Genomic DNA, 23,011 nt, shown 5'->3' on the forward strand with positions numbered 1-23,011 from the left:
GACCATGGGTCGCGAGGTTCTTTGATATGGAAATGGAGTGTTCGAGCATGAGTGCGTGGAGCTGTCCTCACGATCTGGAAGGAATTTGTCAGCGGGTGCAGGGTGCGGTCTGTTCGCCCGGCATGCGTGGTTGCGAGCTGGAAGGCAAGGTCCGGTTCGCCCGCGACGAGATGAACCTGCCGCGCAAGCCGGTCAAGGCCACTCCCCCCGCGCGCAGCGAAAAGCCCGCGCAAGCTCCGAGGCGCCGACTGCCGTTCTGAGCGCCCGCAGAAAACGGCTTTGCCGTTTCCGCCCCCCGAGGGGGACAAGAAAACTTGAGGCGGCACGGCGTTTTCTCGAGAGCGGGCCGCACGCGACCATCGAGACAATCGGATTTCCCGGCCTCGGCGTCGCCGGAGCCTCTTCTCAAGGACAGCGAATGAGCCGACTCCGCTCCGATGTGACACTCGACGTGCTCAATCAGCGCGGCGGCGAATACCTGCCAGGCTATCTCGGTATCGAAATCCTGTCGGTGGAGCAGGGCACGCTCAACAGCCGGATGCCGGTCAGGCAGCTGCATTTCGCACCGAACAATTTTCTCCACGCGGCGAGCATCGTCGCGCTGGCGGACACCACTTGCGGCTACGGCACGATGGCGCACCTGCCGGACGGCGCCGAATCGTTCACGACGATCGAGCTCAAGAGCAACCATCTTGGCACCGTCAGGGACGGCAGCATCGCGTGTGTCGCAACGGCTCAGCACCTGGGGAAGAGCACGCAGGTGTGGGACGCCGTCGTGACCGACGAGGCGAGCGGGCGCAAGCTGGCGCTGTTCCGCTGTACCCAGATGATCCTGTGGCCGAAGTCCTGAGCGGGCACCCGCTGCTGGTACCGCACGGCGTTCGCGCAAAATAGCGTGCCGGCACCGGCTCCACAGAGCCTGAAACGCTTCCGCTCCGGTTCGGCGCGCCGCTCGCAGGCGCGGGTCCGCTTTTCTCAGCTCCGCCAATCCCCTGCGTTGCCCGCATCGCGATCAGACCCGAACTGCCGCTTCCTTCGTTGAAGCCGCGAAATCCACGGGTGTGCGCGCGTGTAGCGATTGCGCCGAATTGAAACCACTTGTCACTGAGAATGCTTCGCGTTTATGATGCGACGCGTTCTCATTTACTCACGTCAAATCTCCCGAGACGATTCAGCACAAATTTTCCAGTCATCGGCAAGCCAGGCGACATCTCTCCCAGCCAGCCAGGATTCACGAAGGAGCAAGATAGATGTCGTTCAAGATCCGCATGAAGCCCGCGGCAGTGGCCGTGTTCGCCGCGCTCGGCGGCGCTCATGTCGCTGTGCATGCCGCCGACGCGGTGCTGGCCCCGGTTCTCGTCAAGGGCGAGGCCGAGCGGGCCGACGGCCCGGTGCAGGGTTACCGCGCCACCCGCTCGGCCACTTTCACGAAGACCGACACGCCGTTGAAGGAAGTCCCGGCGTCGATCACCGTCGTGCCGGGAGAAGTCATCCAGGACCAGGCGATGCGCGGCATGTCCGACGTGCTGCGCTACGTGCCGGGCGTGACGGCGGCCCAGGGTGAAGGCAACCGTGACCAGATGGTCATCCGCGGCAACAACACGACGGCCGACTTCTTCGTCAACGGCATCCGCGACGACGCGCAGATCTTCCGTGACGTCTACAACCTCGAGCGCGTCGAAGTGCTGAAGGGCCCGGGCGGCATGACATTCGGCCGCGGCGGCGCGGGCGGTGTCGTCAACCGCGTGACGAAGCGCCCGCTGTTCGGCCATGTCGGCGAAGCCAGCCTTACCGTCGGCAGCTGGGATCAGCTGCGCGGCACTGTCGACGTCGGCGAAAAGATCAACGACGCGGCGGCGTGGCGCCTGAACGCGATGGCCGAAAAAGCCAACAGCTTCCGCGACGGCGTTGATCTCGACCGCTACGGCATCAATCCGACAATCACCTTCACGCCGGGCGGCAACACGGCGCTGACTCTCGGCTTCGAGCATTTCCGCGACGAGCGGACTGCCGACCGCGGCGTGCCGTCGCAGAACGGCCGGCCGTTCGACGACAGCCGCAGCCGCTTCTTCGGCAACGCCGACCAGAGCGAATCGCGCACCGGCGTGGATGCGCTCACCGCAGTCATCGAGCACGACTTTGGCGGCGTGCAGTTGAGGAACAGCTTCCGCGCGGCGCAGTACGACAAGTTCTACCAGAACGTCTTCTCGTCGAACGTCGCGATCAATCCAGCCCGACAGGCGACGCTTTCCGCCTACAACAACTCGAACGACCGGCTGAACGTCTTCAACCAGACTGACCTGACGACGAAATTCGCGACCGGCGGCCTGCAGCACACGCTGCTTGCCGGCATCGAGCTCGGCTATCAGGACAGCGACAATCGCCGCAAGACCGGTCAGTTCGCGCCCGGGACAAACGTCGTGCCGGCGAGCAATCCCTTCGGGACCGCGATCAGTTTCAATCCGACTGCCACGGATGCGAACAACAACGTCGAGTCGGACACTTACGCTGTCTATGTGCAGGACCAGATTGCGCTGAACGAGCAGTGGAAAGTGCTGGCCGGCCTGCGCTACGACAAGTTCGAAGTCGATTTCAACGACAAGCGCGCGGCGAACACCGACCTGTCGACGACCGATGAGGAAGTCAGCCCGCGTTTCGGCTTGATCTGGACTCCGACGGCCCGCCAGACCTACTACGCAAGCTACAGCTACTCCTTCCTGCCGGCCGGCGAACAGCTGAGTCTCTCGCCCAACACCGAGGACCTCAATCCCGAGAAGGCGATCAACTACGAAGTCGGCGCGCGATGGGACGTCCTGCCCGAGCTGACGTTGTCGACCGCGGTGTTCCGCCTCGACCGCGAGGACGTGCGTGCTGCCGACCCACTGAACCCGGGCTTCTTCGTGCAGACGGGCGAGCAGCGCACCGAAGGCTTCGAGATCGGTCTGCAGGGCCAGGTGACGCCGTGGTGGCAGGTCTTCGCCGGTTATGCGAACCTCGACGCCGAGATCACGAAGACCAGCGCGAGCGCGCCGAAGGGCCGCAAGGTCGGCCTCGTTCCCGACCACATGACGTCGATCTGGAACCGCTTCGACCTCGGGCAGGGCTGGGGCGTCGGTCTCGGCGTGATCAATCAGTCGTCGAGCTACACGTCCTTCACGAACAGCGTGAAACTGCCGTCGTTCACCCGCGTCGACGGCGCGGTCTACTACACTTTCAACGACCGCAAGACCCGCCTCGCGCTCAACGTCGAGAACATCACCGACAAGGAATACTTCCCGACTGCGCACAGCGACAACAACATCAGCCCGGGAGCGCCGCTCAACGCGCGCCTGACGTTGAGCACGGCTTTCTGAAAACCGATACTCCGGGGGCTGATGCGATGCGCAAAAGCCTCGCGGACGACTGGCCCGAGCGGGCCCGACGGACTTTCGCGAGCCCTCGGGCCCGTTTTTTGATATACCTTTCCGGCAGCAGACTTTGCCGGGAGGAAAAAACATGACGACGAACACTGCCTATTCCGCGACGGCGCCCGAGCGCGCGGAGATCGATGCGCTGCAGGAGCCCGCGGTCGTCGAGTTCGGAGCGAACTGGTGCGGGTACTGCCAAGGGGCACAGCCGCTGATTGCCGCTGCGTTCGCCCGTCATCCGGAGGTGCGGCATATCAGGGTCGAAGACGGCAAGGGGCGCAAGCTCGGCCGCTCGTTCGGTGTCAAGCTGTGGCCGACGCTGATCTTCCTGAAAGAGGGAAAGGAGGTCGCCCGCCTGGTCCGCCCTGCGAATGCGGAAGCGATCGCGGAAGCGCTCGGGCGGATCGACAGGAACGCGTGACGCGCGGGGCTTTCACCCGCCTTCGTTGAACCCTCTGATCTGCCGCCGTGCCTTCTTCGTCGGGCGCCCGCGCAGGTCGCTGCCCGGCACCGGCGCAAGCCGCCGGTTTTCCTTTTCTGCCGCGCGCCGCTCGCTGCTTTCGACGGTCTCCTCGTACAGTTCCCGTGCTTCGGGTGCGGGACGACGCTGTTCGTTGAGGCCGAGCACGACGACGGTCCAGTGCGCATCGCCCGTGACGATTTCGAGCATGTCGCCCGGGCGAACGTCGCGCGCCGGCTTGACGGCGTGACCGTTGAGTCTAGGATGAAACCCAGTCTTTTAAACGGGCACGACGCTCACGGCGTAACCGATCTGTTGAAGCCTTCGGATCAGTCGGTTGGCGGTCTTGTGAGCATCGGCACGATCGAAGTGTGTGGCGCCCAGGTCCTGCCATTCGGTGCCGTCTCGCAGCATGTGCCAAGCGGCGGTGAGCATCGAGGCGGCCACGCCGATGATGGCCTTCTTGGCACCGCGGCGAGCGCGCAGGCGATGGAACTGCGCCTGCAGGTAGCTGCCCTTGACCTTGATGGCGGCCCAGGCCGCTTGTACCAGCGTGGTCTTGAGCCAGTTGGCACCGCGACGCAACCGGGTGCTGCGGCGTTTGCCGGCGCTCTCGTCGTTACGCGGGCACAGGCAGGCCCAGGACAGCAAATGGCCGGGCGTGGCGAAGCGCGACATGTCGATGCCGATTTCGGCCACCACCACGTGGGCGCTGACCGCGCTCAAACCCGGCATCGTGCTCAGCAGCGCGGCCGCCTGTCGAAAGGGTTCGAGCCCCTGGCCGACCTCCTTCTCGATGGCGGCAATGGCGTGATCGAGCGCATCGATGTGCGTGAGGTGCAGCTTGAGCATGAAGCGGTGGTGCGGGCTGACGTGGCCGCGCAGGGCTTCGAGCAGCTCGGTGCGAGTCGCCTTCACGCGCGTGCTCACGCACGCGAGCAGGCGGAGGGGATCGTCCTGCCCCGCGATGATGGCCTGCAGCACCGCGCGCCCGCTCTGGCCGAGTATGTCGCTGAGCACGACGCCGAGTTTGAGATTGGCGTCTTCGAGCACTTTCTCGATGCGCTGGATGTGCGCACTGCGCTCGCGCACGAACTGTTTGCGGGTGCGGGTGAGCGAACGCAGTTCCTGCACCGCCACGGGCGGCACGAAGCTCGCGCGGATCAGGCCATGGGCCAGCAGGTCGGCCAGCCACGTCGCGTCATTGACGTCGGTCTTGCGCCCGGGCACGTTCTTGACGTGTGCCGCGTTGGCCAGTACCTGCTCGAAGTGGCCTTCGAGCACGTGCCACACCGGCTTCCAGTACACCCAGGGCTGCCGCAGCTACGCATTTGTCGTTGACCACCAAAGAATGACGTTCACGATCAAGCACTTGCCGCGCCCCTGTTCACAAGCCGTTGTTTTGTGTAGCTTCCTGTCTTTTTGGGTGACCGATGGACATAGGGAAGCTGGCCGACATGGTGGAGGTTTTCGAGGGGCTCGAGGACTGGCGCAACGCGCAACAGACGCGGCACCGCTTGAGCGAACTGCTCACGGTGGCGGTGTGTGCGGTGCTCAGCGGCGCCGACGACTTCGAGTGCGCATTCCGACGAACGTGACCGCCTGCACCGACGAACGTGACCGGGGGGTCTGCGCGCGAAGCGTGGTGTTCAGATTCTAACCGTGTCGGTCACGATCACGGTCAATTCGGGGCACGGCGCAGGCTTATCCACAGGCGGCCGCCAGCGCGCCTCATACGCTGGCGGGCGGGCGCCTGTGGGTAAGGCGTCTCGCGCGCACGGCCTCATGCCTTTTCCTTTCTTCTCATCGACTCGCCCTTGAGGGCGAGCTTGTGCGCGGCGTGCACGACGCGATCGAGGATCGCATCGGCGAAGGTCGGGTCGCCCAGGTAGGTGTGCCAGTGCTCGATCGGCAGCTGGCTGGTGATCACGGTCGAACGCGTGCCGACGCGGTCGTCGAGCAGCTCCAGCAGGTCGCTTCGCTCCTGCGCCGACGGCGCGGCCAGGCCCCAATCGTCGATGACGATGAGATCCATGCGCGCGAGCTGCATCAGGCGTCGGCTGAAGCTGCCATCGGCATGCGCGATGCGCAGCTCTTCGAAGAGCCGCGGCAGACGCACGTAGTAGGCCGCGAGGCCCTGCCGGCACGCCGCGTTGGCGAGCGCGCAGGCGAGCCACGTCTTGCCGCTGCCGGTGGGGCCCGTGATGAGGCAGTTCTGGTGGTGGCGAATCCACTGGCCGGTTCCGAGCGCGGCGATCTGACTGCGCTCGAGGCCGCGCCCGGCGCGGTAGTCGACGTCCTCCAGGCAGGCGGCAGCGGCTTTGATGCGGGCTGCCTTGAGCAGCCGATCGATGCGTTTGCCGTCGCGCAGCAGGATCTCGCGATCGATGAGCTGGGCGAAACGCTCCTCGAAGCTGAGCGCGGTGATGGCGGGCTGGGTGAGCTGCTCCTCGAAGGCGCGGGCCATGCCTTCCAGGTGCAGGGTGCGCAGTTGTTGCAGGCTGTGTTGTATCAGCATCGATGTTCTCCGGTGGGTGGAATCAGTGGTAGTAGCGCGCCCCGCGCAGGTTCTCGTGAGCGGCCGGTAGCGCAAGCTCGCTTTGCTGCGCAGTGGATGCGGGCAGCGGTGCGCGGTCGAGCCCGCTCTTGAGGATCGAGGCGACACTGCGGTAACGCATTGCCCCGAGGGTGACGGCGCGGGTCGCCGCGGCTTCGAGGCGTTCGTTGCCGTATTGACGACCGAGGCGCATCAGCCCGAGGCACGCCCGGTAGCCCTGCTCGGGGTGCGGCATGCGTTCGAGTTGGTGGCTGACCACCTGCTCGGTGTGAGGTCCGACCGTGGCACCCCAGGCGATGAGTTTGCCCGGGGACCACTGGCGATGCGCCTGATGCGATGCGGGCATGTGCTCGGTGAGCGTGGTGAAGGCACCGTGCCGGTGGCTCCTCGCATGCACGGCCACGCGCCTGCCGCCGGCGAGGCATTCGATGCTGCTCGCGGTGATGCGCAGCTCCACCGCCTGGCCGGCGAGCGCATAGGGCACGCTGTAGTAATGCCCGTCGAACTCGACGTGGTAATCGATGTTGGGCTTGGCCCGCTTCCACTGGGCGAACTGGAAGGGCGTGGCCGGCAACGCGCGCAGCGCCGGGCGGTCGAGCGTCTCGAACGCTTCGTGGCGCGAGCCTGGCAGGCGCCGGAAGGCACGCGTGTTCAGCGGCTCGAGTAACGCGGCGATCGCCTCGTTCAACTCCCCCAGCGAGAAAAAGCGCCGGTGACGCAGCCGCGCCAGAATCCAGCGCTGCACGATCTGCACGCCGACTTCGACCTTGGCCTTGTCCTGCGGCTTGTAAGGGCGCGCGGGCAGGATCGCCACGCCGTAGTGCGCGGCGAACTCGGCGGTGGTGCGCTGCAGTTGCGGCTCGTAGCGGTCGGCTTGGCCAACGAGCGAGCGCGTATTGTCGGGCACGACGAGCTCGGGCACGCCACCGATGAAGGTCAGCGCCTTCGCCAACGACCCCAGCCAATCCGCCTGCGACTGCGTCGCCGTGGCACAGGCGAAGGTGTAGCTCGAGGCCCCGAGGACCGCGACGAAGATCTGCGCGCGGGAAATCTCGCCCGTGTCGGCGTCAACAATCGGCACCGTGTCGCCGGCGTAGTCGATGAAGAGCTTCTCGCCGGCGCGGTGAACCTGGCGCATCGAGCGCTTCAGGTGCCGGGCGAACTCGCGGTACAGGTCGCAAAAGCGCGAGTACTGATAGCTCGGCCCGTCGGCCGTCTGCACGTACTCTTCCCACAGCAGCGCGAGCGTGACGTTCTTTCGCTTGAGCCCCTGATGCACCGCCGCCAGATCCGGCGGCACATTCGCGACGCTCGCGCCACGTCCACGCCGGGCGACCCCCAGCACCCGGCGCAACTCTGCCTCGTCGGCCGCTGACAACTCGGCCCACGTCAGCTCGCTCGCCTCGGCCGCCTTCACATACTTGGCGACCACGCCTTTGGAAATCGACAGCGCGCGGGCAATGCGCTCATGCGACAGCGCGCAGTCGTATTTGAGCCGTAACAGCTCCCTGATCTTGTGCATGGCAATCCGCTCCGCCGGCATCCTCGGTCTCCGCGCAAAGCGCGCGAGGGTAGCCGGCCTGACAAACGACGTTGCCACGCTTGGCCTCACAAACCCGTTCCGATTTGATCGTGACCATTGATTCCGACATCGTGACCGCCCATTCCGACAACTCGCCGAAATCGGTCACGATCAAATCGGAATCCGCGGTCACGACCGCGGATTCACCGGTCACACTATTTCGGAGTCAGCGGTCACGTTGGGTCGGAATCCGCATTCGAGGAGATCTCGCAGTGGGGGTGCGCCAAACTGCCGTGGCTGCGGGGCTTTCTGCAGCTCGACTACGGCGTGGCCTCGCCCGACACCTTCGAGCGCGTGTTCGCGCTGCTCGATCCGAAGCAGTTCGAGCAGGCCTTTCGCATTTGGGTGGGAGGCATTATCCCGGCAGTGGGCAAAGACCAGGTCATCGCCATCGATGGCAAGTCGAGCCGACGCACCACGAGCAAGGCGGCCGCTGCGCCACTGCATCTGGTCAGTGCGTTTGCGGCCAAGGTGGGCGTGGTGCTGGGCCAGACGGCGACGGCGGAGAAGTCCAACGAGATCACGGCGATCCCCGAACTGCTCAAGGTGCTCGACATCGACGGCTGCATCGTCACCATCGATGCGATGGGCACGCAGACCAAGATCGCGCGCGCCATCCGTGAGCGGGGTGCACACTACGTGCTGTGCGTGAAGGACAACCATCCGAAGCTGCTTGACTCGATCATCTTCGCGGACATCGATCCGCGCGGCCCGCTGACGCCGAGCTCGACGCACGAGAGCACGAGCACGGGCCACGGACGGATCGAAGTGCGACGCTGTACGGCGTATGACGCGACCGATCGGCTCTACAAGGCTGCTGCCTGGAAGGACGTGGCCAGCTTTGCCGTCGTCGAGCGCGTGCGAACGGTGGGCGAGCGCACCAGTACCGAGCGCGCGTACTACATCAGCAGTCTGCCGGGCGATGCCGAGCGAATCGCACTGGCGATCAGAAGTCATTGGGAAGTCGAGAATCGGCTGCACTGGTGTCTGGATGTTCAGTTCGGTGACGACTACGCAAGGGGCCGCATCGGCCACATTGCCCATAACCTGGCGCTGGTGCGCCACATGGTGCTCAATCTCATCCGGCTCGATAAGTCCATCAAGACGAGCATCAAGACCAAGCGGCTGCTGGCAGCAACATCCGATGAGTTTCGGGCCGCACTGCTCGGCTTCCAAGTGCCTGAAGAGGATGAGGATGACGACGAGTAATGATGAGCGCGTAGCTGCGGGAGCCCTGCCAGTACACCCCGGTGGCCTCCATCGCGACCTGCTCGACGCCAAAGCTCTCGAGCCAGTCGGCCAGGGCCAGCAGCCCCGAGGTGGTCGTGACGAACGTGCGCACTTGCTGCAACGGCGGGCCGTCGCCAGCGATACGGGCGCAGGCCACCACTGTTTGTTTGTGCACGTCGAGTCCCGCGCAGCGCGGATAGATGACTTCCATGATCGCCTCCATGTCGCGGCGACATCGGCGTGCGGCCCACGTCATCGAACTCTAGGATGCGTGCTCAGGGGCGCGAAGCTCCAGGCGACAGTACGGGGTGCTCGTGTGGCCGCGGGTCCAACTGACATACGGGTTCAAGACACCAAGGATGAACCGACCTCTGTGCCGGACGCCGCCCCACTATTTAACGCCCGTTTCATGCGTCGTGGGACGCGTGCAGCGCGGTGGAGTAACTGACATGACCGGCCTCGACCGATTGACTGGCGAGCGAGCGTGTTTTGTAGAAACGCGCCGCCCACAGCCACTTGTCGAGGCGCATGCGGTCGGTGTTTTCGGCGTTTGCCATGCTGGAACGTATATGTCCTGACGGTTATCCCGCCGCTGCCTCGGCACGCCGGGCCGGCAGGTCGGGTAGACGAGGGGGTAGGCCCGTGGCGGCTCAGCGTACCTCGATTTCGTTGATCACCCCGCTGATACCGTGCAGGAACCACGCATCCAGTTCGGCTCGCTGACGTTCGTCCTCGGAGGAGACGACGCCCTTGAGCGTGACGACGAAATCGCGGCTGGCGATGGCGATCTGCTCTGCATGCACGAGCGGGTCGGTTTCGAGCACGAGGCGCATCGCTTCGACGACTTCCTCGTCATTATCGTCTTCGGGGGGCCTGATTTCGAGCGCGTTGTCCACGTTTCGGCAACCGCGTGCCCACCACGCCAGCACGCCCGCCAGGCGTTTGTGGGACAGGCTGATGACGTGGCCGCTCAGCGTGATCACGCCGTCCTCGACAGCGATATCGATCGCGCCGCTCGGATCGACACTCGCGTCGCGCAGTACTTCCATGCGGCCCGAGCTCAGCCCTCTCAGAGTGCAATTGAAGAAATCCACGTCCCGCGAAATCCATTTGCACGCTGCGTCGCGAATCGCTCCGTCGCCTGCCTCCACGACCGGTGGAATCCGCAGCCGATCGATGACTGTCTGCACACCTTCGATCTCTGTGGCGGCCGCAACCGCACGTCGCTTGCTCGCGATTCCCGGTGCCTCGCCTGACAGGGTCACCACGCCCGCAGCAACGCTCACCTCGAGCGGATGACGGACGGGATCAATATGCGCCCCGCGCTCGAGTGCGGCAAGAACGCGGCGCACGATGTCGTCTTTCGTCTGCATGATCCCGTCTCCTTTGGTGATGTCGGTAGGGGCGTTTGTCTGATCATAGACAACGAACCGGCAGTGACGCGATCTGCAGGGGTGGCGGAGGTGCAGCAGGCGGGAGAGGGCAACTCCGGCCTGGCCGATCCGGGCCCCCGAAAGCACAACGCCCCGCTGCTGGCGGGGCGCTGTGGCGCTCTTTGCTGTCCTGTCAGGCCGCGATGCTCGACGGACGCAGCCTCAGCCGCCGGCGATGATCGGCACCAGCGTAACCCGGTCGCCGTCGTTCAACGCGGTCTCGCGCTCGCCCGACAGCACCATGCGGCCATTGACCGCGACGTTCCACGAATGGTCGCCGAGTTCCTCCTGCGCTTCCGGGAACCGCCGGCGCAGGGCGTCGCGCAGCGCGATCACGTTCGACACCGGCTCGTCGATGACGATGTCCTTGTCCGGTGCACCCGGAAGCGGCTTCGGCAGTTCGACGCGGACCGCAAAGCCGGTCATGGTGTGGGCGAGTTGTTCGTGCCAGTCCGCCGCCGGCACGCCTTCGGCGTTCAGCCCCGTGACCGTGTAGAAGCGCGACTTCATCGCCTCGAACTCCTTGCGATCGACTTTCTCGCCCTTGAACGGACCGACTTCGATTTCCTCGTCGAACCAGCGCCGCGGCAGCGTGTCGTCCTTCGCCCGCAGGCCGAGGCGGAAGTTCAGCAGCCGCTCGATGCCGGTGATGTTGCGGCCGATTTCGTTGAGCTCGTCGGCGCTGAGCGTCACGTCGGTGGCCGTCGACACCTGTGTCGCGAAGTCGCCGCAGTCGGGCGTGGTGGGCGAGTTGAACAGCTTGGTGTTGAAGCGGCACATGCCGACCGAGTCGCCGACGGCGAAAGTGTTCTCGCAGCGACGCACCGCGAATTCCTTGCCTCCATAGCCGTTCGGCTCCGGCACGACGGCGCCGCCGTAGAGCTGCGTCTTGAATGCCGCGTCGTCGTTGATGCGCGCGTTGATCTCCAGCGTCACGCGGTTCCTGAGATGGTCCATGCCGCGGGTCGCGACCGACAGGCCAAGCGCGAACGCCTTGAGGATGCGTGCGTCGTGCGGGTCGGACTGGAACAGGCCCTTGACCGCCATGCGGTAATCGAGCGCTTCCTTCGGGTACTTGCCGCGCTCGACGGCGCGCGACGAATCCGCGATGGTGTCGCCGAAGCCTTCGCGCTTGGCCGTCATGAACAGCAGTTTCTCGACGGTCTCGTAGTTGCCCCACGAGAGGTCGAGGCCGCCGGTGTGGCTCGCGTCGATGATGCCGCGCTGCCACAATTCCATTGCCCACGCGATCGCGCTGCCGGTGGACGAAGAGTCCAGGCCGAGGTCGTTGAGGATGTTGTTGAGGCGCAGCACGTGCTCCGGCTCCTTCAGTCCGATCATCGGGCCGAACTTGCCGACCGTGACGTACTCCGGGCCGTCGCCCTTGTCGTACTTGTCGAACTGGCCGTCGTTGTGGATGCCGTTATACGTGCGCTCTTTGCCGTGCTCGACATCGGCCTGGGCCTTGTCGTAGCTCGCATTGCCCTTGAGGCCTTTCAGCGCCGCCGAGCCCCAGCCGCCCTTGCCTTCGGGGGTCATGTCGTTGAGGTTGCGGCAATGCACTGGGCACTTGTAGCAGCCGTCCATACCGGGGCGGTAGGGGTCGAAGTTGTCGGCGTCGAGCGACTCGTGCCAGGCGGTCTTCTGGTTGTTCATCGTGCCCAGCGCGCCGAGCACGCGCGAAGGCTTGTACAGGAACGGCGTGCCGACCTGCTTGAGCGCATTCTTGATGACCGAGGTCGAGGTGATCTTCTTGCCGATTACCTTGTTGTGCTCCTTCAGCTCCTTGACCTTCGGCGCTTCGCCCGGCTTGCCGTGCACCATGATCGCTTTCAGGCGCAGCGCGCCCATCTTCGCGCCGCCGCCGCCACGCGCCCAGATCGCCTTGATGCCGCCCATGATGCCGCTGCACAGCGCGAGGTTTTCGCCGGCGCTGGTGATGCGCGCAAGCGCCATGTCCTTGCGTTCGGTGCAGTCGAAGTCGCGCTCGATTGCGCCGGGGATCTCGAGGTTGTCGAGGCCGACGTAAGGCGTCGCGTCGAGGAACTGGACTTCGTCGTGCGCGATACGCAGCAGCGTCCATTGCGGCGCCAGGCCGTACAGCACGATGTGGTCGTAGCCGTGGCGCTTGACGAAGGACGGGAAGTAGTCGCCGCCGTTGGTGTCGAGGATCGCGTCGCTTTCAGGGGAGCGGCTGGTGAAGTTGCCGCGCGTCGCGGCCGGCATGTCCCCGGTGAGCGTGCCGGCACCGAAGATCAGCGGCACTTCGGGGTCGAGGGCGTCGCGTTCTTCCTGCAGCAGGTTGTAGAGCAGGTACATGTTCGCGCCGCGACCGCCGAGGAACGTCTGCAGCACGTCGCGCGGCAGGTATTTGCGGCGCGTCTCACGGCGTTCGAGATCGACGAACAGGGTGAGGCCCTGCGTGGGGAACTGCGGCTCGTCATGCATTCTGGCGCACAACTGCTCGACCTTCGTCCTGATATTCATTGGCGTGTCCGTGGCGATCAAGAGAGTGGTTCGAAGTATAGAGAGCAAATTGTTTGACGTCAAACAATGGTGGCGAGCAATGAATGTCGGTGGACGACGATCGATTTTCGATATTTCGGCGACGAATCTCCTCGTTGTTTCATCCTCCCGATCGCCCGGCCCGTATGGGCACCGAAACGGGGGTGTAAATGAAAACGGGCGCCGCAGCGCCCGTCTATTCCAGTCGGGAGATGATCAGAACAGGTGGTTCAAACCGACCATCAGGTTGCGGCTCGTGTCGCCGGGCGAAGTATTGGCCGCACTGACAAACGACGGGGAGCGCACCGCCCGTCCGTCGTCGTTGCTGATGTGGCCGTAACCGGCGTAGGCGAGCGTGCGCTTCGACAGCGAGTGGGAGTACACCACGGCCCACGAGTCGGCGTCGCTGTCGTTCGTATCCGCGTCCAGTCGGCCATAGGCCACGGAGAATTTGCCCGAAGTGCCGATCGGCACGGTGCCGCCGATATGCCAGACGTTGTCGGTGTCTTCCGCTGCGGTGGCATCCTCGATGCGCTGATACGAGCCCGCCAGCTTGAACACGCCGAAATCGTAGGAGCCGCCGATGTACGCTTCGCGCTTGTCCTCGTCGCCGACGTGTTCCTTCACCTGGCTGTAGATCAGGCCGATGGCGAGCGGGCCGTTCGCGTAATCGGCGCCGATCGCCGCGATGTCGCCTTTCCGGCGGTCGTCGTCCTGGTTGACTTCATTGAGACCATAGATCGCGTTGAGCGTCAGGCCGCCGAAGTTCGGCGACTTGTAGTTGATCGAGTTGCTGACGCGGGCGGGACCACCTGCCACGAGGTTCGATCCGGCGGCAGCCGCCAGGGCGAACTGCGGGCTGATCGGCACGGGAACGATGGCGTCGTACTTGAACACGTAGTAGCCCGGATGGTACTGGCGACCGAGACCGATGAAGCCGAAGCCGCCCTGCAGGCCGATGAACTGCTGCCGCGAAAGGTTGGGGGCTGCACCCAGGCCTGCGTTCTGGTCGAGCTCGATCCCGTACTCCAGCGTGAACACGGCCTTGAGCCCGTTGCCGAGGTCTTCGGTGCCGCGGAAGCCGAGGCGCGAACCCGCCCAGCCGCCACTCTGCACACCGGTAAATTTGGCGTCTCCGGTCTTGCCGTAGCCGATGAAAGCATCGGCCACGCCATATACCGTCACATTCGACTGGGCTGCGGCGGAAGCCGAAACCAGACCGGCGACGATACAAGAGACCGCTATGGCGAGACGTTTTTTGTGCATTGATTTCCCCTTTTTTGATGTGGATTCGAAGCCCGTTGCAACTCGTCCGACGCGGGTCGGCAAGTTGAACTTTGTTATGAATAGTGCCGCTCTCTCTGGTGAAACCTGTGGCGGTTCTTGTCGGCGCATCGCCAGGGCGATAACCCTTCTGACGCCAATGTATTTTCCGAATCGTGTCTAACAAATAGTTACAAGTCAAACAAAAGATCAACGAATTCATCCGGCAGGGGGCGGACTACTCCCCGCGCGCAGCCCTGCAGACCCATCTGCGCGCCGGGGGGCACGATGCTCTCCAGAGCTCGCTTGCAAGAGACGTTTGTGAATATCGTAGATTGTTTGATATTCATCAATCGAAGCGAAGATAGGCAATGCTCCATGTTGTGGGGCGCCTACCTCAGGCCTATCGTGCAGAAAAACAAAAACCACGAACCGATACACCGGAGGAGCAGATGAGCAAAGGTATTTCAGCTGGATTCAGGGTAGTGGCAGGCGCGACGATGGCGCTGGCGTTCGGTGCAGCGTCGGCGGAGGAAGTGACGCTGAAGGTGCATCACTTTCTGCCGCCGGGTTCGACGGCGCACGCCAAGTTCATCACGCCGTGGTGCGACAAGATCAACAAGGAATCCGCCGGTCGGCTGAAATGCCAGATCTACCCGGCGATGCAGCTTGGCGGCACGCCGCCGCAGCTGATCGACCAGGCGCGGGACGGCATTGCAGATATCGTCTGGACGCTGCCCGGCTACAGCGCGGGGCGCTTCCCCGCGGTCGAAGTGTTCGAGTTGCCGTTCATGATCAAGAGCGCTGAAGGGTCGAGTCGTGCATTGTGGGAATACGTCACGGCGAACAAGCTCGACCAGACCGAGTTCAAGGATGTGCACCCGATCCTGTTCCACGTCCACGACAGCGGCCAACTGCACCTCGTCAAAAGGCCGATCACCCAGCAATCGGACTTCCGTGGTCTCAAGCTGAGAGCGCCGACGCGCCAGACGAACAAGTTCCTCGCCGCGCTCGGTGCGACGCCGGTCGGCATGCCGGTGCCGCAGGTTTCCGAGGCACTGTCGAAAGGCGTCATCGACGGAGCGATGCTGCCGTGGGAAGTCGTTCCTGCGGTCAAGGCGCACGAACTGGTCAAGTTCCACAGCGAAGGCGACCCGAAAGCGCGCGCGCTCTACACGGGGGCGTTCATCTTCGCGATGAACAAGGCGAAGTACGACAGCCTGCCGGCCGACCTGAAGCAGGTCATCGACGCCAATGGCGGAGCCGAGGCCTCGGCGTGGGTCGGCAAGGTGTGGGACGAGTCGGCGACCGCCGCGCGCAAACTGGCGTCGGACCGCGGCAACCAGTTCAACGTCATCCCGGCGGCCGAGCTCAAGAAATGGGAGAAATCCGGCCAGCACGTCTATGACTCATGGGTCTCGGAAGTCTCGGGCAAGGGATACGACGGCAAGGCGCTGCTCAAGAGCGCACAGGATCTGATCCAGAAGCACGACCCGATCTGAAGCATTCGGCACGCCGCGATGCGAACCGCCACGGTTCACATCGCGGTCACATGACCCGCGGTCTGCGGGTCCGGCGACGAATCGTCCGCCGGCCGGGATCGCCTCACCGGGAGACTTCAAATGTCCGAACCCATTGCAACGCCGGTCTGTGCGCCGCAGGACCCGATCGGCCGCTCACTGTTCTTCCTTTCCCGCACGTTCGCCGCGACCGGCGGACTGGTGCTGGTCGCAGTCAGCATCATGTCGGTGTTCAGCATCGCGAGCCGCGCGCTGACCGGCAACGCCGTGCTCGGTGACTTCGAGCTGGTGCAGATCGGCTCCGCCGTTGCGGTCGCCGCGTTCCTGCCGTGGGGCCAGATGCGCGGCAGCCACGTGTTCGTCGACTTCTTCACGACCGGCCTGCGCCCCTGTATGCGGGCACGGCTCGACGGTCTCGGGGCACTGTTGCTCGCGATCTGCGCTGCGATCGTGGCTTGGCGGATGACGATCGGCACGGTCGATCTCAGGGCCAGCAGTGAAACCTCGATGCTGCTCGGCGTGCCGACCTGGTACGCGTACATGCTGATGTCACCGTCCTTTGCGCTGCTCGCCGCGACCGCGTTCTACACGTCATCACGGAAATTCCGGGAGCAGCCAGCATGAGCGGTACGGCAATCGGTGCAAGCTTCTTCGTTTTCCTGCTGGTGCTGCTGGCACTGCGGGTGCCGATCGCGATCTCGATGCTGATCACCGGCGTGGCCGGCTACGTCACGATGGCGGGCTGGGATCCGCTGCTGGGCTATCTGAAGACCGCCGCCTACGGGCGCTATTCGATCTACGATCTGTCGGTTGTCCCGCTGTTCCTGCTGATGGGCAGCTTCGCGTCGCGCGGCGGCCTGTCGAAAGCGCTGTTCGGTGCCGCCGAATCGATGATCGGCCATTACCGCGGCGGCGTCGCGATGGCGGCGGTCGGCGCTTGCGCGGGGTTCGGCGCAATCTGCGGCTCGTCGCTCGCGACGGCGGCGACGATGGGGCAGGTCGCGTTGCCCGAACTGCGCCGGCTCAATTACTCGCCGGCACTCGCGACCGCGACGCTCGCCGCCGGGGGGACGCTGGGCATCCTGATTCCGCCGTCGGTCGTGCTGGTGATCTACGCGATCCTCGCCGAGCAGAACATCGCCAAGCTGTTCGCCGCGGCGCTCATTCCGGGGATCATCGCCGCCCTCGGCTACATGGCCGTCATCGCGCTGCACTGCCGGTTCAACCCGGGTGCGGGACCGGCCGGGGAACGCAAGAGCGTGGCGCTGCGCATTCGTGCGCTGATCGACGTATGGCCGGTGCTGACGATCTTCGTCGTCGTCATCGGCGGCATCTACGGCGGCATCTTCACGCCGACCGAAGCCGCTTCGGTCGGCACGATCGGCGCCGGCGTGCTGGCGGTCGCGAAAGGCATGCGCCTGGATGGACTGATGGAGTCGCTGTATTCGACCGCGGAGGCCACCGCGATGATTTTCCTGATCCTGCTCGGGGCCGACGTGCTCAACGTGTTTCTCGCGCTGACGCAGATGCCGGCGGAACTGGCGAGCTGGGTCTCGGGCTCGGGCCTGCCGCCGCTCCTGGTGCTGTTCGCGATCATCGTCATCTACATGTTCCTCGGCTGCGTCATGGACAGCCTGTCGATGATCCTGCTGACGATCCCGATCTTCTTCCCGGTGATCATGGGCCTCGATTTCTGGGGCCTGGGCCAGTCCGAAAAGGCGATCTGGTTCGGCATCCTCGCGCTGATGGTCGTCGAGGTCGGCCTCATCACACCGCCCGTCGGCATGAACGTCTACATCATCAACAGCATGGCGAAGAACGTCCCGATGTCGGCGACTTTCCGCGGCATCGTGCCGTTCCTGATGTCGGACGCGCTGCGCGTCGTCCTGCTGGTTTTCTTCCCGGTCCTGACGCTGTTTCTGGTCCGGGTGATTGAATGAAGTCCGGGGCTTCCGGGTTAGAGGAGAAAATCGCAATGAATGCTGCCGAAACTTTGCTGTCCGCGGGCGTCGACACGGCGATCGCGATCGAATGCGACGATGAAAAAGTGAGTTACGCGGTGCTTCGCGACCGCGTGAGCCGCGCGGCCGGCGCGTGGAAGACCCTCGGCCTGCAACCGGGCAACCGGGTCATCGTGTTCGCGCCGGACAGCGTCGACTGGGTCGTTGCCTACCTCGGCGCGATCTGGGCCGGCGGGGTCGCGATCGGCGTCAATCCGCGCCTGTCGATGAACGAGTTCGCGCCGATCCTCAACGAATGCGAGCCGCGCTTCGTGTGGTGCGAGACCGAGCAGGCCAGGGCGCTTGTCGCCGAAGCCCGCACCGTTGCGGAAATCGTTGCGGACGGTCCCGGCACGTCCAACTGGGCGACGCACCTCGCTGCGGCTGAAGCCGTCGCGCCGCTCGAGCGCGCCACCGAGGACGCTGCACTGTGGATCGGAACGTCCGGGACGACGGGCGTGCCGAAAGGCGTCGTCCATGCGCAGCGCACGGTGACCAACGCACATTCGTTCGCCTGCGGCATCCTCGGGCTGACCGCGGCCGACCGGCTCTACGCCAGTTCGAAGCTGTTCTTCGCCTACGCGCTGGGCAATAGTCTGTTCGCGGGCCTGCGCGTCGGCGCGACGGTGATTCTCGACCGCCAATGGCCGACTGCGGAGCGCGTCGAGTACATGGTCGAAAAATACCGTCCGACGCTGCTGTTCAGTGTTCCGACGCTGTACCGCAAGATGCTGCAGACCGGCGTCGCCCGGCGGATCGCTCAATACGGCATCCGCCACTGCGTCTCGGCCGGCGAGGCGCTGCCGCTGGCGGTGCGACAGGACTGGCGCGAAGCGACGGGCCATACGTTGATCAGCGGCTACGGGACGTCGGAGACGCTGTGCCTGATGCTCTTCAGCGATGACGATTCCGGCCTGATGCGGCCGACCCCGCTGACCGAAGTCCGTCATGCCGACGACGTCGATCCGGACGTGCCCCAGCGCGTGTGGATCCGCCATTCGGCGGTCGCGCTCGGCTACTGGGAGCGGCCCGAGGCGCAGGCGGACGGGTTCCGCGACGGCTGGTTTTCTCCTGGCGACATGTTCCTGCGCCACGCCGACGGGCGCCTCGAATACACCGGGCGCAACGACGACATGCTGAAGATCGCCGGCCAATGGGTCAGCACCTTGTGGGTGGAGCAGTCGCTTGCATCGGTTTGTGGCGAAACGCTTCATCAGATCGCGTCGGTGGGGGTAAGCTCCGCCGACGGCTTGACGGCACTCGCAGTGCTCGCCGTGGCATCGCCGGAGCGCCGCAGCGAAGCGCGCCAGAGGATGGACGAAGGCATTGCGACGCTGCCCGGTCATCGCCGTCCGCGCTGGGTGCACTGGCTCGACGAGCTGCCGCTGACGCCCACCGGCAAGCTTCAGCGCGGGCGTCTGCGGGCGTTGCACGAGAGCGCCGTCGCCGTGTCCTGACCGGGGGCTCCCGTCGCGCGCATTGTGAAAATTCTGCCAAGGCAGGGGAGAACTGGAATGCGCGCGGACGAACTTGATTTCTTCTCCCTCGTCGAGCTGCGGCCGAACGAGGGGGCGATCGAGTTCTGCGGCCGTCGCGCGATCCTGTTGCATACCGATGCGATGGGAGCGCTGCGCAAGGAACTCGTCGAGACGCTCGGCGCGGAAGCGGCGAAAGTCGTCCTGACGCGCTACGGCTTCAGCTGTGGCCACGAGGATGCCGGCCTCCTCGCCGCGTACATGCATCCGGACACCATCGAGCAGTTCGTCCGCGGCGGCCCGCGCACGCACATGTTCGCCGGCATCGCCGAAGTCGAGACCCGCTCCGTCGAGATCGACTGCGAGCGCCGGCGCTATCGCATGGGCGGTTTCTGGCGGCGTTCCTACGAAGCCGAGCAGCACTTGCGCCTGTTCGGCCGCTCTCATGAAGCGGTGTGCTGGACGCTGGCCGGCTACGCGTCCGGCTTCGCGTCCTTCGTGTTCCAGACCGACATGATCTGCATCGAACACGAATGTGAAGGGAGCGGCGCCGAGCGGTGTTCATGGACGCTGATGAATGCCGATGATTGCACTCCCGAACTCGCTGAACTGCGCAAGTATTTCCAGCCGCTGAACATCAAGGATCAGATCGACGGCCTCGAAACCAAGGTTTTCGAGCGCACGCGCGAGCTCGAGGCGTCCGAGCAGCGTTACCGCAACCTGATCGAGGACCTGCCCGAAATCGTTTTCGCGCTGCATCTGTCCGGCCGTCTGGTGCAGCTCAACAAGGCCGGGCGAACGCGCCTGGGCATCGACGAGGCCGAACTGCCGTCGCTGCGCCTGAAGGATCTGGTGCTGCCGGAGTATCGCGCGCAGGCATCGAGCTTCCTGAAGCACAGCGCGCAGCAGCGCAGCGTCGCCCGCCTCGACGTCGTGATGAGCGATTCGGCCGGAAACCCTTTCCCCGTGCAGCTGCAGGTCGAACCGGTCATCAAGGGCGACAAGATCGTCGGCTACAGCGGCCTGGCGCTCGATGTCACCGCGCAACACGAACGCGAACGCAAGCTCACCGAATACGCCGCACGGCTCGAAAACCGCGAACAGCAGATCCAGGACATCATCAATGACGCGGTGTACATCCTCGATCTGGACGGGCGCCTGAGCTTCGTCAACACGCGCATGGCCGATCTTCTCGGGGTGCCGGCAGATCGGGCGATCGGCCGGCGCTGCGGCGAATTCATGCTGCATTCGTCGGCATTGCGCCTCGAGCGCGATTTCCGGCGGCGGCTGGCCGGCGGGCCGGGGCTGCCGTTCGAGATCGCGATCGAGGCGCCGTGCGGGACGAACTGCCTCCTCGAAGTCAGCACCGCGGTGCTGCTGACGAACGGAAAAGCGGAAGGCGTCATCGGCGTCGCGCGCGACATCACTGCCCGGCGCGAAATGGAGCGGCAGCTCGCGCAGGCGAATCGCCTCAGTTCGCTCGGGCAGTTCGCGTCCGGCATTGCGCACGAGATCAACAACCCGCTCGGCCTCGTGTCGGGCTTCGCCGAAGAGCTGCAGTCGCTGATGGAGGCGATCCCGAATGCAGCGCAGATCCCCGACCTGGAAATCATCCGCGACGGGCTGACGACGATCCAGGAACAGGCGCAGCGCTGCAAGGCGATCACCGACAACCTGCTGCTTTTCTCGCGCCGGCAGAGTCCGCCGATCGAACCGGTCGACGTCGCGCTGTACGTGCAGGAGCGCTTTGCCTCGTACCGCGAGGTCGGCCTCACGCGCGGGCTGGAGATCACGTTCGACATCGAGGACCGCCTGCCACCGGTGCGTACGAACCCGACGCTGCTCGACCAGGTGATCCAGAACCTCGTCAAGAATGCACGCGACGCGATGAATGGCGCCGGCCCCCTGCGGGTCGAGCTGCGAAGCGCCGACGACGCCGTCGAGCTCGGCGTGCTCGACGAAGGCGCTGGGCTGCCTGCAGGCGTCATCGACCATGTCTTCGACCCTTTCTTCACGACCAAGCCGCCGGGCCGCGGCACCGGCCTGGGCCTGTCGATCTGCTACGGGATCATGTCCGAGCTGCACGGCAGGATCACCTGCGGCAACCGGCAAGAAGGCGGGGCGTGGTTCCGCATTTCGCTGCCGTACGATGAAGCCGGCATCGAGGGGGCGGACTGATGAACCGACACATCCTGATCGTCGACGACGAGGCGCTGTACCGCCAGCTGCTCACCAGCCGGCTCGGCCGCGCCGGCTACCGCCTCAGCGAAGCCGCGGACGGCGAGGCTGCGCTCGAATGTGCGCAACACGGCGGAATCGACCTCGCGCTCGTCGACATCAAGATGCCGGGCATCGACGGCATCGAGGTGTTGAAGCGGCTCAAGGAGCTCGATCCGCTGATCGAAGTCGTGATCCTGACGGGGCACGGCAACGTCGACACCGCGATCTCGGCAATGAAGCTCGGCGCCTTCGACTACCTGTCGAAACCTTACAAGCTGACCGAGCTCGACATCGTCGTCGAGCGCGCGCTCGAAAAGCGCGCGATGGCACAGCGCTGCGCGGCGCTGAGTGCCGAGGTCGCCGCGCTGCGCAGCACGGACGACGGCGCGGTGATCGGCGCGAGCGCCGCGTGGAAGCGCATGCTCGCGCTCGTGCGCCGCGCCGCACCGCTCGACCTGCCGGTGCTGATCACCGGCGAGAGCGGTGCCGGCAAGGAGGTCGTCGCGAGCGCGCTGCACCGCTGGAGCAACCGCGCGAAGGAATCCTACGTGCCGCTGAACTGCGGCCTGCTCGACGACGACCTCGTCGAGAGCGAACTTTTCGGCCACAAGCGCGGCGCGTTTTCAGGCGCGACGGCCGACAAGGAAGGCCTGTTCCAGGTCGCGAGCGCCGGGACTCTGTTCCTCGACGAGATCGGCGAACTCCCCCTCGGGTGCCAGGCGAAGCTGCTGCGCGTGCTCGACAGCGGCGAATTCCGCCAGCTCGGCGCGACCGCGCTGCGGCACACCCATGCGCGCGTCGTCGCCGCGACGCACCGCGACCTCGATAAGCTCGTCGCTGAAGGCAAATTCCGCCACGACCTGCTGTACCGACTCAACGTCGTACATATCCACGTGCCCCCGCTGCGCGAACGGACGGAGGACATCCCGCTGCTCGTCGAACACCTGCTCCGTCGCAGGACGCCCCAATCAGGGCCGGTGCCGCAACTCGCGCCGACCGCGCTCGCACACCTCGTCGCCTACCGCTGGCCCGGCAACGTCCGCGAGCTCCGCAACGTCGTCGAGCGACTTATCGCCTTCCGCGAAGGCGACACGATCGGGGAGGCGGAAGTGTGTGCGGTGCTCGGGATTGCCCCGGCGCCCGCGCCGGGCTGCGCGCGGGGAGGGGCGGCGGCCGCTTCGGATGGCATCGTGCCCCTCGACGATTTCCAGCGCGACTACGTGCTGCGCGTGCTCGACAAGCTCGACGGCAACGTCAGCGCAGCGGCACAGGCGCTGGGCGTGTCGCGCTCGACCGTCTATCGCTTCCTGCGAGAAATGCCTGTTACGGATGACGCCCAACGTTTGACATGAGCGGATC

Annotated in this window: 18 protein-coding genes and 3 pseudogenes; 12 read left to right on the top strand and 9 right to left on the bottom strand. The window is 65.1% G+C overall.

Annotation, left to right across the window (positions count from 1 at the left end; genetic code table 11):
• Positions 1-47: 47 nt before the first annotated feature.
• The 4 genes from EBN1_RS15070 to EBN1_RS15085 all read left to right on the top strand — a co-directional run bounded on the left by EBN1_RS15070 (position 48) and on the right by EBN1_RS15085 (position 3,828).
• Complete coding sequence (locus tag EBN1_RS15070) at positions 48-260, top strand: hypothetical protein (RefSeq protein WP_041646464.1); 213 nt, start codon at positions 48-50, stop codon at positions 258-260.
• A gap of 158 nt (positions 261-418) precedes the next feature.
• The gene (locus EBN1_RS15075) at positions 419-850 is read left to right on the top strand and encodes a PaaI family thioesterase (protein WP_041646466.1); all 432 of its coding nucleotides are present in this window, start codon (positions 419-421) and stop codon (positions 848-850) included.
• A 400-nt stretch (positions 851-1,250) separates the two neighbouring features.
• Entirely contained in the window at positions 1,251-3,353 is a 2,103-nt protein-coding gene (locus EBN1_RS15080) for a TonB-dependent receptor (protein WP_011238834.1), read from the top strand.
• Between the two features lie 142 nt (positions 3,354-3,495).
• Positions 3,496-3,828, top strand: coding sequence for a thioredoxin family protein (locus EBN1_RS15085; protein ID WP_041646468.1), 333 nt, complete (start codon positions 3,496-3,498; stop codon positions 3,826-3,828).
• A gap of 12 nt (positions 3,829-3,840) precedes the next feature.
• On the opposite strand, the gene EBN1_RS15090 is transcribed toward EBN1_RS15085, so the two are convergent.
• Positions 3,841-4,077, bottom strand: coding sequence for an Hsp15 family protein (locus EBN1_RS15090; RefSeq protein WP_241762743.1), 237 nt, complete (start codon positions 4,075-4,077; stop codon positions 3,841-3,843).
• A gap of 69 nt (positions 4,078-4,146) precedes the next feature.
• A pseudogene (locus tag EBN1_RS15095) lies at positions 4,147-5,175 on the bottom strand (IS110-like element ISAzo28 family transposase); the annotation flags it as partial.
• A gap of 125 nt (positions 5,176-5,300) precedes the next feature.
• On the opposite strand from EBN1_RS15095, the pseudogene EBN1_RS15100 reads away from it, so the two are divergent.
• A pseudogene (locus EBN1_RS15100) lies at positions 5,301-5,444 on the top strand (transposase family protein); the annotation flags it as partial.
• 206 nt (positions 5,445-5,650) lie between these two features.
• Here EBN1_RS15100 and istB read toward each other — a convergent pair.
• Positions 5,651-6,385, bottom strand: coding sequence for an IS21-like element ISAzo4 family helper ATPase IstB (istB, locus tag EBN1_RS15105; protein ID WP_011238838.1), 735 nt, complete (start codon positions 6,383-6,385; stop codon positions 5,651-5,653).
• Between the two features lie 22 nt (positions 6,386-6,407).
• Entirely contained in the window at positions 6,408-7,967 is a 1,560-nt protein-coding gene (istA, locus tag EBN1_RS15110; RefSeq protein WP_011238839.1) for an IS21 family transposase, read from the bottom strand.
• Positions 7,968-8,147: 180 nt separating this feature from the next.
• On the opposite strand from istA, the gene EBN1_RS15115 reads away from it, so the two are divergent.
• Positions 8,148-9,215 (top strand): ISAs1 family transposase, encoded by a 1,068-nt coding sequence (locus EBN1_RS15115; RefSeq protein ID WP_085938656.1) that lies wholly within the window; start codon positions 8,148-8,150, stop codon positions 9,213-9,215.
• A 25-nt stretch (positions 9,216-9,240) separates the two neighbouring features.
• On the opposite strand, the pseudogene EBN1_RS15120 reads toward EBN1_RS15115, so the two are convergent.
• From EBN1_RS15120 to EBN1_RS15140, 5 genes and pseudogenes are all read right to left on the bottom strand, one after another.
• Positions 9,241-9,447: pseudogene (locus EBN1_RS15120) on the bottom strand (IS110 family transposase); the annotation flags it as partial.
• 196 nt (positions 9,448-9,643) lie between these two features.
• Positions 9,644-9,793: a S4 domain-containing protein gene (locus tag EBN1_RS15125; protein WP_083782980.1), complete on the bottom strand. Its 150-nt coding sequence runs from the start codon at positions 9,791-9,793 to the stop codon at positions 9,644-9,646.
• A 93-nt stretch (positions 9,794-9,886) separates the two neighbouring features.
• Positions 9,887-10,609 carry a BON domain-containing protein gene (locus EBN1_RS15130; protein WP_011238842.1) on the bottom strand — a complete coding sequence of 241 codons (723 nt, stop codon included), beginning with the start codon at positions 10,607-10,609 and terminating at the stop codon, positions 9,887-9,889.
• A 222-nt stretch (positions 10,610-10,831) separates the two neighbouring features.
• The gene (locus tag EBN1_RS15135; protein ID WP_011238843.1) at positions 10,832-13,156 is read right to left on the bottom strand and encodes an aldehyde ferredoxin oxidoreductase C-terminal domain-containing protein; all 2,325 of its coding nucleotides are present in this window, start codon (positions 13,154-13,156) and stop codon (positions 10,832-10,834) included.
• A 234-nt stretch (positions 13,157-13,390) separates the two neighbouring features.
• Complete coding sequence (locus tag EBN1_RS15140) at positions 13,391-14,440, bottom strand: porin (protein WP_011238844.1); 1,050 nt, start codon at positions 14,438-14,440, stop codon at positions 13,391-13,393.
• 449 nt (positions 14,441-14,889) lie between these two features.
• On the opposite strand from EBN1_RS15140, the gene EBN1_RS15145 reads away from it, so the two are divergent.
• From EBN1_RS15145 to EBN1_RS15170, 6 genes are all read left to right on the top strand, one after another.
• The gene (locus tag EBN1_RS15145; RefSeq protein WP_011238846.1) at positions 14,890-15,939 is read left to right on the top strand and encodes a TRAP transporter substrate-binding protein; all 1,050 of its coding nucleotides are present in this window, start codon (positions 14,890-14,892) and stop codon (positions 15,937-15,939) included.
• 120 nt (positions 15,940-16,059) lie between these two features.
• Entirely contained in the window at positions 16,060-16,581 is a 522-nt protein-coding gene (locus tag EBN1_RS15150; RefSeq protein WP_011238847.1) for a TRAP transporter small permease, read from the top strand.
• A complete protein-coding gene (locus tag EBN1_RS15155) occupies positions 16,578-17,897 on the top strand; it encodes a TRAP transporter large permease (RefSeq protein WP_011238848.1) in 1,320 nt (439 codons plus the stop codon). Before EBN1_RS15150 ends, EBN1_RS15155 begins: the two co-directional genes overlap by 4 nt.
• A gap of 35 nt (positions 17,898-17,932) precedes the next feature.
• The gene (locus tag EBN1_RS15160; RefSeq protein WP_011238849.1) at positions 17,933-19,414 is read left to right on the top strand and encodes an AMP-binding protein; all 1,482 of its coding nucleotides are present in this window, start codon (positions 17,933-17,935) and stop codon (positions 19,412-19,414) included.
• Between the two features lie 57 nt (positions 19,415-19,471).
• Positions 19,472-21,610, top strand: a complete 2,139-nt coding sequence (locus EBN1_RS15165; protein ID WP_011238850.1) for a XylR N-terminal domain-containing protein — start codon at positions 19,472-19,474, stop codon at positions 21,608-21,610.
• Positions 21,610-23,004 carry a sigma-54-dependent transcriptional regulator gene (locus EBN1_RS15170; protein ID WP_011238851.1) on the top strand — a complete coding sequence of 465 codons (1,395 nt, stop codon included), beginning with the start codon at positions 21,610-21,612 and terminating at the stop codon, positions 23,002-23,004. The genes EBN1_RS15165 and EBN1_RS15170 overlap by 1 nt, the downstream gene beginning before the upstream one ends.
• Positions 23,005-23,011 lie beyond the last annotated feature (7 nt).

This window comes from Aromatoleum aromaticum EbN1, assembly GCF_000025965.1.
GTDB classification, from domain to species: Bacteria; Pseudomonadota; Gammaproteobacteria; order Burkholderiales; family Rhodocyclaceae; genus Aromatoleum; species Aromatoleum aromaticum.

What these genes read in the sequence shown, in the direction of transcription:
- EBN1_RS15070 (WP_041646464.1), top strand. Translation starts at nt 48, where the DNA reads ATGAGTGCGTGGAGCTGTCCTCACGATCTGGAAGGAATTTGTCAGCGG.
- EBN1_RS15075 (WP_041646466.1), top strand. Translation starts at nt 419, where the DNA reads ATGAGCCGACTCCGCTCCGATGTGACACTCGACGTGCTCAATCAGCGC.
- EBN1_RS15080 (WP_011238834.1), top strand. Translation starts at nt 1,251, where the DNA reads ATGTCGTTCAAGATCCGCATGAAGCCCGCGGCAGTGGCCGTGTTCGCC.
- EBN1_RS15085 (WP_041646468.1), top strand. Translation starts at nt 3,496, where the DNA reads ATGACGACGAACACTGCCTATTCCGCGACGGCGCCCGAGCGCGCGGAG.
- EBN1_RS15090 (WP_241762743.1), bottom strand. Translation starts at nt 4,077, where the DNA reads ATGCTCGAAATCGTCACGGGCGATGCGCACTGGACCGTCGTCGTGCTC.
- istB (WP_011238838.1), bottom strand. Translation starts at nt 6,385, where the DNA reads ATGCTGATACAACACAGCCTGCAACAACTGCGCACCCTGCACCTGGAA.
- istA (WP_011238839.1), bottom strand. Translation starts at nt 7,967, where the DNA reads ATGCCGGCGGAGCGGATTGCCATGCACAAGATCAGGGAGCTGTTACGG.
- EBN1_RS15125 (WP_083782980.1), bottom strand. Translation starts at nt 9,793, where the DNA reads ATGGCAAACGCCGAAAACACCGACCGCATGCGCCTCGACAAGTGGCTG.
- EBN1_RS15130 (WP_011238842.1), bottom strand. Translation starts at nt 10,609, where the DNA reads ATGCAGACGAAAGACGACATCGTGCGCCGCGTTCTTGCCGCACTCGAG.
- EBN1_RS15135 (WP_011238843.1), bottom strand. Translation starts at nt 13,156, where the DNA reads ATGAATATCAGGACGAAGGTCGAGCAGTTGTGCGCCAGAATGCATGAC.
- EBN1_RS15140 (WP_011238844.1), bottom strand. Translation starts at nt 14,440, where the DNA reads ATGCACAAAAAACGTCTCGCCATAGCGGTCTCTTGTATCGTCGCCGGT.
- EBN1_RS15145 (WP_011238846.1), top strand. Translation starts at nt 14,890, where the DNA reads ATGAGCAAAGGTATTTCAGCTGGATTCAGGGTAGTGGCAGGCGCGACG.
- EBN1_RS15150 (WP_011238847.1), top strand. Translation starts at nt 16,060, where the DNA reads ATGTCCGAACCCATTGCAACGCCGGTCTGTGCGCCGCAGGACCCGATC.
- EBN1_RS15155 (WP_011238848.1), top strand. Translation starts at nt 16,578, where the DNA reads ATGAGCGGTACGGCAATCGGTGCAAGCTTCTTCGTTTTCCTGCTGGTG.
- EBN1_RS15160 (WP_011238849.1), top strand. Translation starts at nt 17,933, where the DNA reads ATGAATGCTGCCGAAACTTTGCTGTCCGCGGGCGTCGACACGGCGATC.
- EBN1_RS15165 (WP_011238850.1), top strand. Translation starts at nt 19,472, where the DNA reads ATGCGCGCGGACGAACTTGATTTCTTCTCCCTCGTCGAGCTGCGGCCG.
- EBN1_RS15170 (WP_011238851.1), top strand. Translation starts at nt 21,610, where the DNA reads ATGAACCGACACATCCTGATCGTCGACGACGAGGCGCTGTACCGCCAG.